This window comes from Streptomyces sp. NPDC058525 (genome assembly GCF_042719495.1).
Lineage (GTDB): Bacteria > Actinomycetota > Actinomycetes > Streptomycetales > Streptomycetaceae > Streptomyces.
On record NZ_JBHXNP010000162.1, the window covers coordinates 1 to 13,081 of the forward strand.

The window sequence follows — 13,081 nt, forward strand, 5'->3', positions numbered from 1 at the left end:
CCGGAGGCCATCGCGAAGCGACGCGACGAAGGAGCGCCCTTGACAGGGCGGCCCGACCCGGAAGGACAGTAGGACGGGCGGGAAACCCCCAAACCATCTCTGATGAGCCTCAGCCGGAATCAGGCCCCCCCGAAGCCCAACCCCACCCCCTACCCCTTACTAACCGCCACAAGGATCTCCGGCAGTCGCCGCGCCACCATCGGGGCTGCCAGGCGCAGGCCCGACCAGGTGGCCAGGGCGCCCCAGGCCGCGCCGATGGGGAGTACCAGCCAGGACATGTTCTGGTAGTTCGCCATGTCGAGCCAGATCGTCAGGCCGATCACCGGCGCGCACAGCAGGGCCGAGGCCAGCAGGCCGAGGAAGATGCTCATCCAGGCCAGGCCCGCCTGTCCCGGGGCGACGTTCTTGAACGCGCCCTCCGTCGGGATCGAGTACGGGTACCGCGCCGAGGCCAGCGCACCCGTGCTGAGCATCGCGCCCACCAGTGCCAGAGCCACGCCCAGCGCCGCCGGGAAGCCCGACCAGTTGTCGACCAGCGCGGCCGTCACCGCGGTCACGAAGACCGTGTACGGGACGATGACCAGGGCCAGCGCGGCGGCCCGCGCGCGCAGTTCCGCGTAGGCCTCGTGCCGGGTGGAGATGGTCTGGGCGACCATCCAGAACGCCGAGGTGTCCTGACCGAACTGGTTGTACATCTGGACGCCGAGCATTCCCGCGCCGAAGCAGGCCAGGTAGAGCGAGCCGGTGCCCTGGAGGGCGTTGAAGACCGGGATGATCAGGCCGATCGCCAGGGCCGTCACGAAGGCCGACTTCGTCTTCGGGTCGCGGACGGCGTAGCGCAGGGTCCGCTGCATGACGGCACCCGTCCGGCCGGCCGGCAGCAGGGCCCAGAAGCCGCGCTCGGTGCGGTTCTTCTCCGGCTTGGCGGCCGCGAGGGTCGAGCCGTCCGGGGTGACCATCAGCTTGGTCAGGCTGCGCTCCCAGAACCGGAGCAGCAGGGCCAGGGCGCCGAGCGTGACGGCCAGTTGGGCGGCCGCCTGCCCGTACGAGCCCTTGCTCGCGGAGTCGACCATGCCGACGGCGGTCGCCGGCGGCAGCCACCGCACCACCGCCTCGGCCGGCTCCAGCTGGGACAGCCCGCCGCTCTGGAACAGGCGCTGGCTGGCGAAGTTGGCCAGCTGCGCGCCCACCGCGATCAGCAGGCCGCTGAGCAGCGCCAGGTCCCGCCCCTTGCGGCTGGTCAGCAGGCGCACGTTGGCCGTGGCCACGGCGCGGGCGAGGGTCACGCAGCCCACGAGGAGCAGCGGGGCGGCCACCACCGCGGCCGCCACCCCGGCGGCGCCGCGGGCGACCGCTATGACCGAGCCGATCGCCAGGCACAGTGTGAACAGCGGTCCGATGCCGACCAGCGAGGAGGCCAGCAGGGCCCGTACGAGAGGACGCGGGCGCAGCGGCAGCATGACCAGCCGGCTCGGGTCGAGGGTCTCGTCCCCGGTGGGGAAGAACAGCGGCATGAAGGTCCAGCCGAGCGCCAGGATCGCGGCCAGCAGGACGACGACCGTGCCCGCGTGGGCGTTGCCGTGCAGCATGGCCAGGCCGAGCGTGACGAAGAAGCCGACCACCAGCGCGAACACCAGTGAGCTGATCCAGGCGGCCTTGCGCTTGGAGGAGCCCTTCAGCCCGTTGCGCAGCAGCGACAGCTTCAGCCGGACGAACACCGGGGTCAGCGAGACGCCGGAGGACGGGGCGGACGCGGCGGGGGAGGCGGCAGCGGCGGAGGAGGTGACCGCGGTCATCGGGTGTCCGCCGTTCCGGAGCCGCCGCCCAGCCAGTCCAGGGAGTCCCCGGCCGCGTCGCGCCCGTGGGCGCCGACCAGTTCGAGGAAGGCGGCCTGGAGGGTGGGCGCGGAGCCCCGTACGTCGGCCAGCGGGCCCGCGGCGCGGATCCGGCCGGCGGCCATGACGGCCACCCAGTCGCACAGGGACTCGACGAGCTCCATCACGTGGGAGGAGAAGACGACCGTGGCTCCGGAGGCGGTGTAGCGCTCCAGCACGCCGCGGATGGTCTGGGCGGACACCGGGTCCACGCCCTCGAACGGCTCGTCCAGGAAGAGGACTTCGGGGTTGTGCAGCAGGGCGGCCGCGAGGCCGATCTTCTTGCGCATGCCCGTCGAGTAGTCCACGACCAGCTTGTGCTGCGAGCCGGCCAGGTCCAGGACGTCGAGCAGCTGTGTCGCCCGCTTGTCGGTCTCCTCGCCCGGCAGTCCGCGCAACCGGCCCATGTAGCCGAGCAGTTCGCGGCCGGAGAGCCGCTCGAAGAGCCGCAGCCCTTCCGGTAGTACGCCGATCCGCGACTTCACGTCGACCGGGTCCGCCCAGACGTCGCGTCCGGCGACGAAGACCCGCCCCATGTCCGGGCGCAGCAGCCCGGTCACCATCGACAGGGTCGTCGTCTTGCCCGCCCCGTTCGGGCCCACGAGACCGATGAACTTGCCCGCGGGCAGCTCCAGGTCGATCCCGGAGACGGCCACCTGCTCGCCGAAGCGCTTCCACAGGCCTTCCACCCGTACGGCGGACGGCGCGGATCGCGCGCCACCCGTCTCGTACGTCCCACCCGTCGCATCACCCTGGTCCGGCATGCGCCTGCCTCTCGTCACACGTCCCCGTTGGTCGTTCCGTCTTCACCATAGGAGGCGGGGGAGAGGCTTGAGCAGTTACTTATGTCATGAGTTTCCGGTCGGCAATGTCCTGACAACACCCCAGGTCGGCGGCCTTCCAGTGGGCTTCCGGCAGCCCTGCGGAGCTCTTCCGGCGGCCTTGGAGCGGTTCTCCTGCGCGGGCGGTGCCGCGGGCTCAGCCCTGGCGGCGCTTGCGTTCGGCGGCGGCCTCGCTGCCGCACGCGTACGCCAGTGCGTCGATCAGCTCCTCGGTGTCCGGCAGCCACCGGTTGGCCGGAGTGGGCCGGCGCGCCCACTGGACCGAGCCCCGGCCGCCGAAGCGGGTGGGCGGGGCGGCCACGTACTCGCCCTCGCCCCGGGTTGCGAGGTCGATGGCCGACGGGGTCCAGCCCAGCTTGCGCACGAGGTCGGGCACCTTGGCGCCGGCGCCCGGCAGGACGAAGAACAGCATCCGGTGGTCGGGGGTGAGGGTGACCGGCCCGAGCGTGCGCTCCATCCGCTCCAGCCGTGCCAGGGCCAGGAATCCGGCCGCGTCCGGCACGTCCAGCGCGTCGAAGGTCCGGCCCGTCGGCATGAGGATCGAGGCCCCGGGGTTCCGGCCCCAGATCTGCCGGACCCGTACCGCGCTGCCCGTCGCCTGCGCCGCCCAGTCCTTCACCACCGGGTGCGCGCCCGGGGCCGGGCAGTCCGCCGCCCCGCAGGAGCACAGCTCGCGCCCGTCTCCGGCCTCCAGCCAGGTGCCGGCGAAGACGTCCCAGTGCCGTTCTTCCACGTACCGCACGGCATGGTCCAGCAGCTGCTCGCCGCGCTGCTTGGGGATGGGTGCGGTCTCCGTGACTCCCATGGTCTCTTCCACGCCCATCACAACTCCGCGGGTCACCTGGGGTTACGGGCGTAAACCGGCCGGTGGGCGGAGCATCGATCCTGCATACGGGGCGCACCGATGCACGGGCGGGGGCGCGTAGGAGCCCGGGGCGCCGCTGCTGGGTAGCGACACGACGCAGAGCGGAAGATTCTCCGCACATCAGGCGGGAAGTGATCATTCCAACGATCACCCGCGGCCTCAGGGGGTTTTCATGGCAGCCAGGCCTCTCGTTGCCCGCCAGCCGAACGAACGGCTGCAGGCACTCATCCAGGAAGCCGGGTGCTCCAACGCCGGGCTCGCCCGGCGGGTCAACATGTGCGGGGCGGAACACGGCCTCGATCTCCGCTACGACAAGACCTCCGTGGCCCGTTGGCTGCGGGGCCAGCAGCCGCGCGGCCGGGCGCCCGGGATCATCGCCGAGGCGCTCGGGCGCAAGCTCGGCCGGACCGTCACCATCGACGAGATCGGCATGGCCAACGGCAAGAACCTCGCCTCCGGCGTCGGCCTGCAGTTCTCCCCGACCGTCGTCGGCGCCATCGAGCAGGTCTGCGAGCTGTGGCGCAGCGACGTGGGCCGGCGCGACTTCCTGGCGGGCTCGAGCGTCGCCGCGTCCGCGCTCGTCGAGCCGAGCCGCGACTGGCTGATCACGGGCGCCGACCCGCAGGTGGCGCGCAGCGGCGGCTCGCGCGTCGGGATGTCCGACGTCGAGGCGGTACGGGCCACCACGGAGGCCCTCAAGGAGCTCGACCACCGCTTCGGCAGCGGCCACGTGCGGCCGGTGGTGGTGCACTACCTGAACTCCGTGGTGTCCGGGCTGATCGGCGGCTCGTACCGGGAGCACGTCGGGCGGGCCCTGTTCGGGGCCGTGGCGCGGCTGACGGAGCTCGCGGGCTACATGGCGGTGGACACGGGCCAGCCGGGCCTGGCCCAGCGCTACTACATCCAGGCGCTGCGGCTGGCGCAGGCGGCCGGTGACCGTTCGTACGGGGGGTACGTGCTCGCGGCGTCGATGAGCCACCTCGCCGCCGAGCTGGGCAACCCGCGGGAAATCGCGCAGCTGGCGCGGGCCGCGCAGGAGGGGACGCGGGGCCAGGTCACCCCGCGCGTGGAGGCGATGTTCTACGCGGCCGAGGCGCGCGGGCACGCGCTGCTCGGCGACAACCGGGCGACGGCGGTGCTGTCGTCGCGGGCGGTCACGGCGCTGGAGCGGGCGGAGCCGGAGTCGGGCGACGACCCGGTGTGGATCCGCCACTTCGACCAGGCGTACCTCGCGGACGAGCTGGCGCACTGTCACCGGGACCTGGGCCAGGCGGACGCGGCGGCCCGGCAGGCGGCGGAGGCGCTGCGCGCCCTCCCGGCGGGCAAGGCCCGCCGCCGGGCCATCGGCATGCTGCTGCTGGCGGCGGCGCAGGTCCAGCAGCGGGAGGTCGAACAGGCCTGCCAGACGGCCACCCAGGCGTCGGAACTGCTCTCGGGCCTGCGCTCGACGCGGGGCGCGGAGTACCTGGACGACTTCCGGGTGCGGCTGGAGCCGTACGCGCAGGAGGCCTCGGTCCGGGAGTTCACGGCCCGCCTGGAGGCCCGTGTCGCGTAGTGCTGTTGCCGGGTGGCCTCCCGGTCGCGGTGTGTGACCGGGTAGCGTGACCGACGGTTCCGTAGGTTCGGGCGAGTCGGAGAAGGAGTCCCGGTGACGGAGAACGGACAGGGGAGCGGCCCCCAGCCGGGTGCCCCGTGGGGTCCGGAGCCCGCGTACGGCTACCCGCAGCACCCTCAGGACCCGCAGCAGCAGCAGCCCCCGCAGGAGCCGCCGCAGCCGCAGCCTCAGCCGAGCCCCGGGCACGTGGTGGGCCCCGGCTATGAGGGGCCCGGGGATCCGCACGGCTACGGCTACCCGCCGCTGCCCGAGGCGGTCACCCAGTACATCCCGCCCGTACCGGCGGCCCCCGCGCACGGGGAGGCCGCCACGCAGTACATCCCGCCGGTGCCGGCGGCCCCCGCGGCCTCCGCGCACGAGGAGGCGGCGACGCAGTACATCCCGCCCGTGCCCGCGGCTCCGGCGCACGGGGAAGCGGCGACGCAGTACCTCCCGCCGGTGCCCGCGGCTCCGGCGCACGAGGAGGCCGCGACCCAGTACCTCCCGCCCGTGCCGGCCGGTCCCGCGGCCGGCGGGCCGGGGCCCTTCGACGGGCTGTTCCGCAGCGACGCTCCGCCGGCTGCCGCCGGGGGCGCCCCGACCGGCGGGCACGCCCAGCACCTGCCGCCGGTCCCGCCGCGCTCCTACCCGCCGCGCGGGCAGCGCCCCGTACCGCCGCCGCAGCAGCACCACCCGCAGCAGCAGCCGCACCACCAGCAGCCGCACCACCAGCAGCCGCACCAGAACCCGCAGTTCGCGCCGCCCCAGGCCCCGCCTCCGCCGGAGGCCCCCCGCAAGGTGTCGCCCGCGATCATCGGCGCCGTGGTCATCGGCCTGGCCGTGGCCGGGCTGGGCGTCGGCTCGCTGCTCGGCAACGGCAAGCCGCAGAACAACGACCCGGCCGCGGTGCCCCCCACGACCGCCGCGAGCGGCGGCTCGGCCGCGCCCGCCGGCGAGGCCCCCGTCGACCCGGGCCGCCCGCAGGCCGTCCAGCTGGACAAGCTCCTCGCGGACAGCAACGACAGCCGGGCCGCGGTGATCAAGGCCGTGGAGGACGTCAAGAGCTGCAACAACCTCGACCAGGCGGCCTCCGACCTGCGCGACGCGGCCCGCCAGCGCGAGGAGCTCGTCACCCGCCTCCAGGAGTTGAAGGTGGACCAGCTCCCCGACCACGCGAAGCTGACCGCCGCGCTCACCAAGGCCTGGCAGTCCTCCGCGAACGCCGACAACAGCTACGCGGCCTGGGCGGACGACGTGGACGACGACAAGTGCAAGGACGGCAAGGCGAAGAGCACCGACAACGCCGTCGCCGGCAACAAGGCGAGCGGCGAGGCGACGAAGGCCAAGGACTCGGCCGCGACCCTGTGGAACAGGATCGCGGCCAAGTACGCCCTCACCAAGCGCGACAAGTCGCAGCTGTGAGCCGGACCTCCCTCTGGCGGCAGCTCTTCGGAGGCGGGGAGCCCGGGGCCGGGGCCGCAGCGGCCCCCGGCGCCGAGCCGCTGACCCTCGCCCGGGTCACGGAGCCCCTGGCCGAGAACATGTCCGCGATCGACGGGGACTTCAGCATGGAGGGCATCCAGAGGCTGGGGAACCCCGTTCCGATGCTGGTCGAGAACAGCGGGGACGAGCTCCTGGAGCTGTGGCTGGAGCCGTTCGGGCAGGACTACTGGCTGCGGCCCGGCGAGCAGTTCACCGTGACCTCGTACGGCACCTGGCACGACCGGCCCTTCGAGCTGGCCCACCATCCCGGTCAGATCCAGATCTGGGCCTGCTCCTGCTTCGCGACGGTCACCTTCCCCGACGGCACCGAGGTCCCCGGCGGACACCAGCGGCCGGCCGGGAAATACGGTACGCAGGGCACGCAGGTGAGGTAACGGACATGGGACTCCGGGCGGTCACGCCGCCCGCGGGGCCTGTTCCAGCGTCGCCGTCATGTCCATCGTCTGCTCGCCCTCCTGGGCCACGAGCCGGCCCGCCTGGACGACCTGGAAGGTGACCCGGCCGTTGACGATGCGGGGGAAGCCGGCGACGGCGCGCATGTCCTGGTAGCGCCAGCTCAGGTCCGGGGTGAGGCCGCCCGTGCTGACGGCCTCCGACTGGTTGAGCGAGCGCGTGATCTTGCGGGCGGTGATCTCCTCGCCCGTCTTGAAGTGCTGCACGACCTCGTTCAGCACGGCGTACGCGATCCAGGTGGTCTGGGTCCCGCTGTCGTCGGGGTCGACCCCGTCGTCGCCGAAGGCGTGGTCGGCGATCACCTTGCGCATCGGATCCCACAGCGGGTCGGCCGCCACCGGGTACCAGCTGGTCAGGAACGCGCCCTCGAAGGGGCTCTCCTTGCCGCCGGTGCGGTCCACCAGGGACTGGCTGACGCTGCCGAGGACCGAGGAGATCTGCGGCCTCTTGTTCTGGGCGTCGGCGCGGCGGAAGGCGTCGAAGAAGGTCTCGGTGCGCTCGCCGAGCACGGCGGTCACACAGCCCTTGCCCTTCTCCTTGTCCTTGCCCCCGCCGGTCGTGGCGGTGTCGGCGAGGGCCTCGCGGGCCTGCGCCGAGAAGTCCGCGGAGTCCTCGGCGGCCCGGATGTCGGAGGCGTCGGCGATCTTGTTGGCCTTGAGCCCGGCGTTCAGCAGGATCGGCATCGAGTCGCCCGCGAGGGTGTCGGGGCGGACCAGCGAGACCTGGGTGCAGGCGCGGCCCAGCTGGTGCCCGGCGCCGGCGAGGAGGACGGGCTGGCCGCCGTTGACGGGGTAGGACAGGATCGACTGGAACTCCTCGGAGGAGACCCCGTAGCCCCCGATGAACGGGATGCCCTCGGCCTCCAGCGGGGCCATGAAGGCGCGTCCGTGCTGGCTGTAGGAGCCGACGACGGCCACGGCCTTCTCGTTGACCGCCTTGCGGGCGCAGTCGGCGGCGCCGCTGGGCGTGTTGTTCTCGTTGCAGGTCAGGACGCGCAGCTTGCGCCCGTTGATGCCGCCCTTGGAGTTGACCCAGCGCTCGTACGCCTTCGCCATGCCGGTCATTCCGGGCATGTTGGTCGCTTTGGTGCCTTCGGGGGCGAACGTCATGACTGTGAGGGTCTGTCCGGAACCCCCCGAGTCGCCCGGGAGGACCCCGCATCCGGCGACGAGACACGCAGCGATAGCCGTGGCCAGGACGGTGCGGGAGAGGGTTGCGGTGTGTCGCCGATCGGTCATGTCCATGCACCATTCCGCCCCACGGGTAACTGAAGAGTGAGGGGTTCGCAACATCCAGTGACGTGAAGGTGAATTGCCGGGGGGAATGGTCTCCTCCGGTTGCTCGCACGTGCCTGAAGATCGCGGAGAGCGGGAACGTACGATCGACGGCGTGACATTCGCCCAAGGTTCGAAGAACTCTTCCCGTCGCGGTGGCCGCTCCTCCACCATGGGCGGCATGCCCCTGAACGACATGCCGTGGTGGCGCTGGCGCAGCAACGTGCGCTCGGCGCTGCACATGCTCTCCGATCCGGCCTTCCACGAGGACACCTGGCTCGCCGGCGCCGAAGGCTACGGGGACGTCACCGACGCCGTGTACCGGCTCGTCGAGGACACCTGGCTCGACAGCTGGTCGGCCGAGAAGTACGTCGGCACGATCTTCCGCGACTCCCAGGAGGCGGCCCTGGTCGACCTGGCCGTGCTCCGGGTGCTGCGCATCATGCACCAGGTCGGTCCCGACGCGGCCGTCTCCGCCTACCTGGAACACCACGCCTGGCCCGAGGCGGTGCGCGCGGCGCGCGAGGCGCACGTACGGCTGGCGACGGCGGACGGGGACGACCCGGACGAGCGGCCGCGGTCGCTGGAAGTGTTGAAGATCCTCACCCGCGCGGTGTGAAAGGCTATGCGGTCATGAGCGACCCGCAGCCCGAGGCACAGCCCCAGCCCCCGCAGTACGTCCTGACCATGTCCTGCCCCGACAAGCAGGGCATCGTGCACGCCGTGTCGAGTTACCTCTTCATGACCGGCTGCAACATCGTGGACAGCCAGCAGTTCGGAGACCGGGAGACCGGGCTCTTCTTCATGCGGGTGCACTTCGAGGCCGAGCCGGCCGTGACGCTCGAGAAGCTGCGCGCCAGCTTCGCCGCGATCGGCGACTCGTTCAGGATGGACTGGCAGATCCACCGCTCCGAGGAGCGCATGCGGATCATCCTGATGGTGTCGAAGTTCGGCCACTGCCTGAACGACCTGCTCTTCCGCTCGAGCATCGGCGGCCTGCCGGTCGAGATCGCGGCCGTGGTGTCCAACCACACGGACTTCGCGGAGCTGGTGGGCTCGTACGACGTCCCGTTCGTGCACATCCCGGTGACGAAGGACACGAAGGCGGCGGCGGAGGCGCAGCTGCTGGAGCTCGTCCGCGCGGAGAACGTCGAGCTCGTGGTCCTCGCCCGCTACATGCAGGTCCTGTCCGACACCCTGTGCAAGGAACTGAGCGGCCGGATCATCAACATCCACCACTCGTTCCTGCCGAGCTTCAAGGGCGCGAAGCCGTACCACCAGGCACACGCCCGGGGCGTGAAGCTGATCGGCGCGACCGCGCACTACGTGACGGCCGACCTCGACGAGGGGCCGATCATCGAGCAGGAGGTCGAGCGGGTGGGCCACGAGGTGACCCCGGACCAGCTGGTGGCGGTCGGCCGCGACGTGGAGTGCCAGGCGCTCGCGCGGGCGGTGAAGTGGCACAGCGAACACCGCGTCCTCCTCAACGGCTCCCGCACGGTGGTCTTCGCGTAGCCCGTCCCCGGGTGTGACGCGGCCCAAGACCCGGGGCTCCGCCCCGCACCCCGCTCCTCAAACGCCGGAGGGGCTGAATTCGCCCGGCCGGAGGGGCTGAATTTGCCCGGCCGGAGGGGCGGGATGTGTCCGCAGGAGGGGCTGGTTTGTGTCCGCCGGGTGGGGACGGGGTGGGGTGTTGGTCGGGACGTAAAACGTGATTTGTGGCGCGCCGGGAGGCCGTCGCCCGCGAAGCCGGCACAGGGCGCCATAAATCATGCAGTCCCGACCAACACCCCACCCCGGCCCCGCCCCCACCACGCAGCCCCGCCCAGCACACGGCACGGCACAGCACAGCACAGCCCCGGCCACGGCCCGGCGGGGCCTCGCAGAGCCAAGGCCCCGCCCACGCAGCCCCCGGCCACGGGGGGAGCAGCCCCCGGCCACGGGAAAGCGGCCAAGCCCCCCGCAGGGGTCAGGCGTCCGGCGCCTCCACCCCGCAGTACGACGCGAACGCCACCAGGATCTCGTCCTCCGAGATCCGCCCGTCGCCGTCCGCGTCCAGCGCCGCCGCCACCCCCGTGGCCAGCTCCGGCGCGGTGCCCAGCACGCGCAGCACCCGCACGGCGGCCGCCGGCGTCGCCCCCGCGCCGTCCTCGTCCGCGACGGCGATCACGGCCCGCAGGAACGGCCGCGCGATCTCCGCGAACCGCGCCGGATTGTCCCGCAGCCGCTTCGCCGCGCCGGTGATGAACTCCTCGCGGGACACCCGCTGGTCCCCGTCGACGTCCGCGATCCCGGCCATGCCCTGCCAGAAGGCCTCCGCGCCGGCGAACACGGCCTGGCCCTTGTCGGACCGGGCGGTGGTGCCGAATTCGGCCAGGACGGCCTTCGCGGCAGCGCTGAAGTCCTCCCGGTCGATATACCCGGACCCGTCCTGGTCGAAGGTGGCGAATCGGGCGGCGATCTTGCGCTCGTATTCTGCGCTGTCCATGTTCGGGGTTCCGCCTTCACGTGTGCGGTGGGGTCAGATCAAGACAAGGCAGGAGCGTAAGGCCTCGGTGGCCTGTGCGTTAAGCGAACCGGTCAAGGGGGCGAACGCATCGAACCCGCGCACGGGGAGCGCGCCGGGGCGCGTACACCTGTCCCCATGTGCCGCCCCCTTTACCACGGTTCACACACCGCCACGCCCCTATCACGGAGCGCTCACTTCCAGGGTGACCTTCCCGCAAAACGGGCGCGATCGGCCAGGTGCCCACTACATTCGATGCGTCGACACACGGCTGGGGGCACCATGCCTAAGGACGTACCACCGCGCTGGGACCGCCGCATGCAGCAGCGCCTGGCCCGCGGCGAGGCCGCCGCGCTCGGTGAGCTGTACGACCGTTTCGCGTCGCTCGTGCACAGCCTGGCGCACCGGGTGCTGGGCGACGAGAAGGCCGCGGACCGGATCACCCGCGAGGTCTTCGGCTACATCTGGGAGAACCCGGACGCCTACGACCCCAAGCAGGGCTCCATGCGCTCCTGGGTCGCCCGGATCACCCAGGGCCAGGCGGTGGCCCGGCTGCGCCAGGCCGAACTGGGCCGCGGCTCGCGCGAGGAGCTCGAGCAGAAGGTGCGCAGTGCCAACGCCGCCGCCCGCGCGGACTACATCGTCACCTCCATGCCCGCGCCGCTGCGGGCCGCGCTGGAACTCGCGTACTTCAAGCGGCGTGACTACCGGCAGGCCGCCGCCGACCTCCAGATCAGCGAGGACGAGGCGCGGCGCCGGCTGCGGCTCGGGCTCCAGCTGCTGTCGACCGCCAACGCCCTCCCGCAGGAGGACACCGCCCAGCCCGGATATGGAACGTCGCGATGAACGGCCCCGCCGAGTGGCCCGAGGACGGATACGAGCGCCCCGGGGGCCCGGCCCGGATACCGGGTCCGCGCGGCGCCGCCGACGACTTCGACCCGCTGCACGCGCCGCAGTTGCAGCCGCTGCCGCCGCCGGTCGCCGAGCGGCCCTCGCACGCCGTGCTGAAGTCGCTGCTCGGCGCGTGGGCGCTGGCCGCGTGCTCCGCGGAGGAGACGCAGGCGGTGGAGGACCACCTCACCGAGTGCGCGCCCTGCGCGGAGGAGGCGCTGCGGCTGCTGCACCCGGAGGAGAACCTCGACCTGAAGCCGCTGCTGCGGTCGCGGGTGCTGGAGGACTGCCTGGGCAAGCGGCCGGCCCGGATCCCGGTGCCGGTGTGGGCGAACCCGTACGACACCGAGACCGCGCGGCTCGACGCGCTGCTCCAGGACTTCGGGGACTCGGAGTGGCACACCCCGGTCCGGCTGAAGTGGTTCGAGGACGAGCGGCGCAAGACGCAGCGGACGACGGTGGCGGGCGTGATCGGGCATCTGCTGGCGGTGGACGGCCTGGTGGCCACCGCGCTGGGGCTGGACGATCCGCTCGGCAAGGAGGTGCCGGCGGGTGCGGGCCCGGCCGAGCGGTCGGAGCACTTCTGGCAGGCGTCGGCGTACCCGACGACGCGGCAGGTCCGCGAGCCGTGGCGGGAGCAGGGGCACACGCTGGTGCGTACGGTGTCCTTCGCGGGCCGGGGCGTGGCGGAACTGGCCGTGGACTACGGGGATTTCGCGCTGCCGCTCGGGGACGCGTTCCTGGAGCGGGCCTTCGAGTGCTGGGTGCACGCGTGGGACATCGCGGAGGCGGTGGACTACCCGTACGAGCCGCCGGCCGGGCCGCACCTGCACCGCATGATCGACCTGGCGGCCCGCCTGCTGCCGGGCGCGCTGGCGCAGCGCCGCCGTGCGGGGCTGGCGGCGCCCGCGCGGGGTCTGGTCGCGGCGGGTGCGCCGGGGCGGACGCTGCACCTGGAGATCGAGGGTGCGGGTGGTGGCGGGTGGGACATCGCGCTGGACTCGCCGGGGGCCGTGCCGTCGGTGGAGCGGACGGTGGCGGAGATCGCGCTGGACCGCGTCGAGTTCTGTCAGCTGGCCGCCGGGCACATCTCGCCGGAGGAGGCGGCCGTGGGTCAGCACGGCGACCGCGAGGCCATCCGCGACGTCCTCTTCGCGGCCGCCTCCTTGAGCCGCATGTAACCCAGGCCCTGCGGGCCGGCTCCTGGGGCTCCGCCCCAGACCCCGCGCCTCAAACTCCCCCAGACTCCGTCCGGGGGGACCCCCAGGCGGGGCTGGAT

Annotated in this window: 12 protein-coding genes; 7 read left to right on the forward strand and 5 right to left on the reverse strand. The window is 72.6% G+C overall.

The window, feature by feature from the left end; genetic code table 11:
• Positions 1-149 precede the first annotated feature (149 nt).
• The 3 genes from ACFWP3_RS40090 to ACFWP3_RS40100 all read right to left on the reverse strand — a co-directional run bounded on the left by ACFWP3_RS40090 (position 150) and on the right by ACFWP3_RS40100 (position 3,521).
• The gene (locus ACFWP3_RS40090; protein ID WP_384231532.1) at positions 150-1,796 is read right to left on the reverse strand and encodes a transporter; all 1,647 of its coding nucleotides are present in this window, start codon (positions 1,794-1,796) and stop codon (positions 150-152) included.
• Entirely contained in the window at positions 1,793-2,638 is an 846-nt protein-coding gene (locus ACFWP3_RS40095) for an ABC transporter ATP-binding protein (RefSeq protein ID WP_384231535.1), read from the reverse strand. Before ACFWP3_RS40095 ends, ACFWP3_RS40090 begins: the two co-directional genes overlap by 4 nt.
• Before the next feature lie 214 nt (positions 2,639-2,852).
• On the reverse strand, positions 2,853-3,521 hold the full coding sequence (locus ACFWP3_RS40100) for a bifunctional DNA primase/polymerase (RefSeq protein WP_384231537.1): 669 nt from the start codon (positions 3,519-3,521) through the stop codon (positions 2,853-2,855).
• Between the two features lie 232 nt (positions 3,522-3,753).
• Here ACFWP3_RS40100 and ACFWP3_RS40105 point away from each other — a divergent pair, with 232 nt between their 5' ends.
• From ACFWP3_RS40105 to ACFWP3_RS40115, 3 genes are all read left to right on the forward strand, one after another.
• Positions 3,754-5,136, forward strand: coding sequence for a transcriptional regulator (locus ACFWP3_RS40105; protein WP_384231540.1), 1,383 nt, complete (start codon positions 3,754-3,756; stop codon positions 5,134-5,136).
• Between the two features lie 93 nt (positions 5,137-5,229).
• Positions 5,230-6,597, forward strand: coding sequence for a hypothetical protein (locus ACFWP3_RS40110; RefSeq protein WP_384231542.1), 1,368 nt, complete (start codon positions 5,230-5,232; stop codon positions 6,595-6,597).
• Complete coding sequence (locus tag ACFWP3_RS40115) at positions 6,594-7,052, forward strand: hypothetical protein (protein ID WP_384231544.1); 459 nt, start codon at positions 6,594-6,596, stop codon at positions 7,050-7,052. The genes ACFWP3_RS40110 and ACFWP3_RS40115 overlap by 4 nt, the downstream gene beginning before the upstream one ends.
• Before the next feature lie 21 nt (positions 7,053-7,073).
• Here the strand turns inward: ACFWP3_RS40115 and ACFWP3_RS40120 are convergent, their stop codons facing one another.
• Complete coding sequence (locus tag ACFWP3_RS40120; protein ID WP_384231547.1) at positions 7,074-8,369, reverse strand: ABC transporter substrate-binding protein; 1,296 nt, start codon at positions 8,367-8,369, stop codon at positions 7,074-7,076.
• A 208-nt stretch (positions 8,370-8,577) separates the two neighbouring features.
• Between ACFWP3_RS40120 and ACFWP3_RS40125 the strand changes: the two genes are divergently transcribed.
• Both ACFWP3_RS40125 and purU read left to right on the forward strand, forming a co-directional pair.
• Positions 8,578-9,024, forward strand: coding sequence for a hypothetical protein (locus ACFWP3_RS40125; protein ID WP_384231556.1), 447 nt, complete (start codon positions 8,578-8,580; stop codon positions 9,022-9,024).
• A 14-nt stretch (positions 9,025-9,038) separates the two neighbouring features.
• Positions 9,039-9,920 carry a formyltetrahydrofolate deformylase gene (gene purU / locus ACFWP3_RS40130; protein ID WP_384231549.1) on the forward strand — a complete coding sequence of 294 codons (882 nt, stop codon included), beginning with the start codon at positions 9,039-9,041 and terminating at the stop codon, positions 9,918-9,920.
• 454 nt (positions 9,921-10,374) lie between these two features.
• Here the strand turns inward: purU and ACFWP3_RS40135 are convergent, their stop codons facing one another.
• Entirely contained in the window at positions 10,375-10,893 is a 519-nt protein-coding gene (locus ACFWP3_RS40135) for an EF-hand domain-containing protein (RefSeq protein ID WP_384231551.1), read from the reverse strand.
• A 300-nt stretch (positions 10,894-11,193) separates the two neighbouring features.
• Between ACFWP3_RS40135 and ACFWP3_RS40140 the strand changes: the two genes are divergently transcribed.
• Together ACFWP3_RS40140 and ACFWP3_RS40145 are read left to right on the forward strand one after the other, a co-directional pair.
• Positions 11,194-11,757, forward strand: coding sequence for a sigma-70 family RNA polymerase sigma factor (locus ACFWP3_RS40140; RefSeq protein WP_362583373.1), 564 nt, complete (start codon positions 11,194-11,196; stop codon positions 11,755-11,757).
• The gene (locus tag ACFWP3_RS40145; RefSeq protein ID WP_384231554.1) at positions 11,754-12,983 is read left to right on the forward strand and encodes a maleylpyruvate isomerase N-terminal domain-containing protein; all 1,230 of its coding nucleotides are present in this window, start codon (positions 11,754-11,756) and stop codon (positions 12,981-12,983) included. Before ACFWP3_RS40140 ends, ACFWP3_RS40145 begins: the two co-directional genes overlap by 4 nt.
• Positions 12,984-13,081 lie beyond the last annotated feature (98 nt).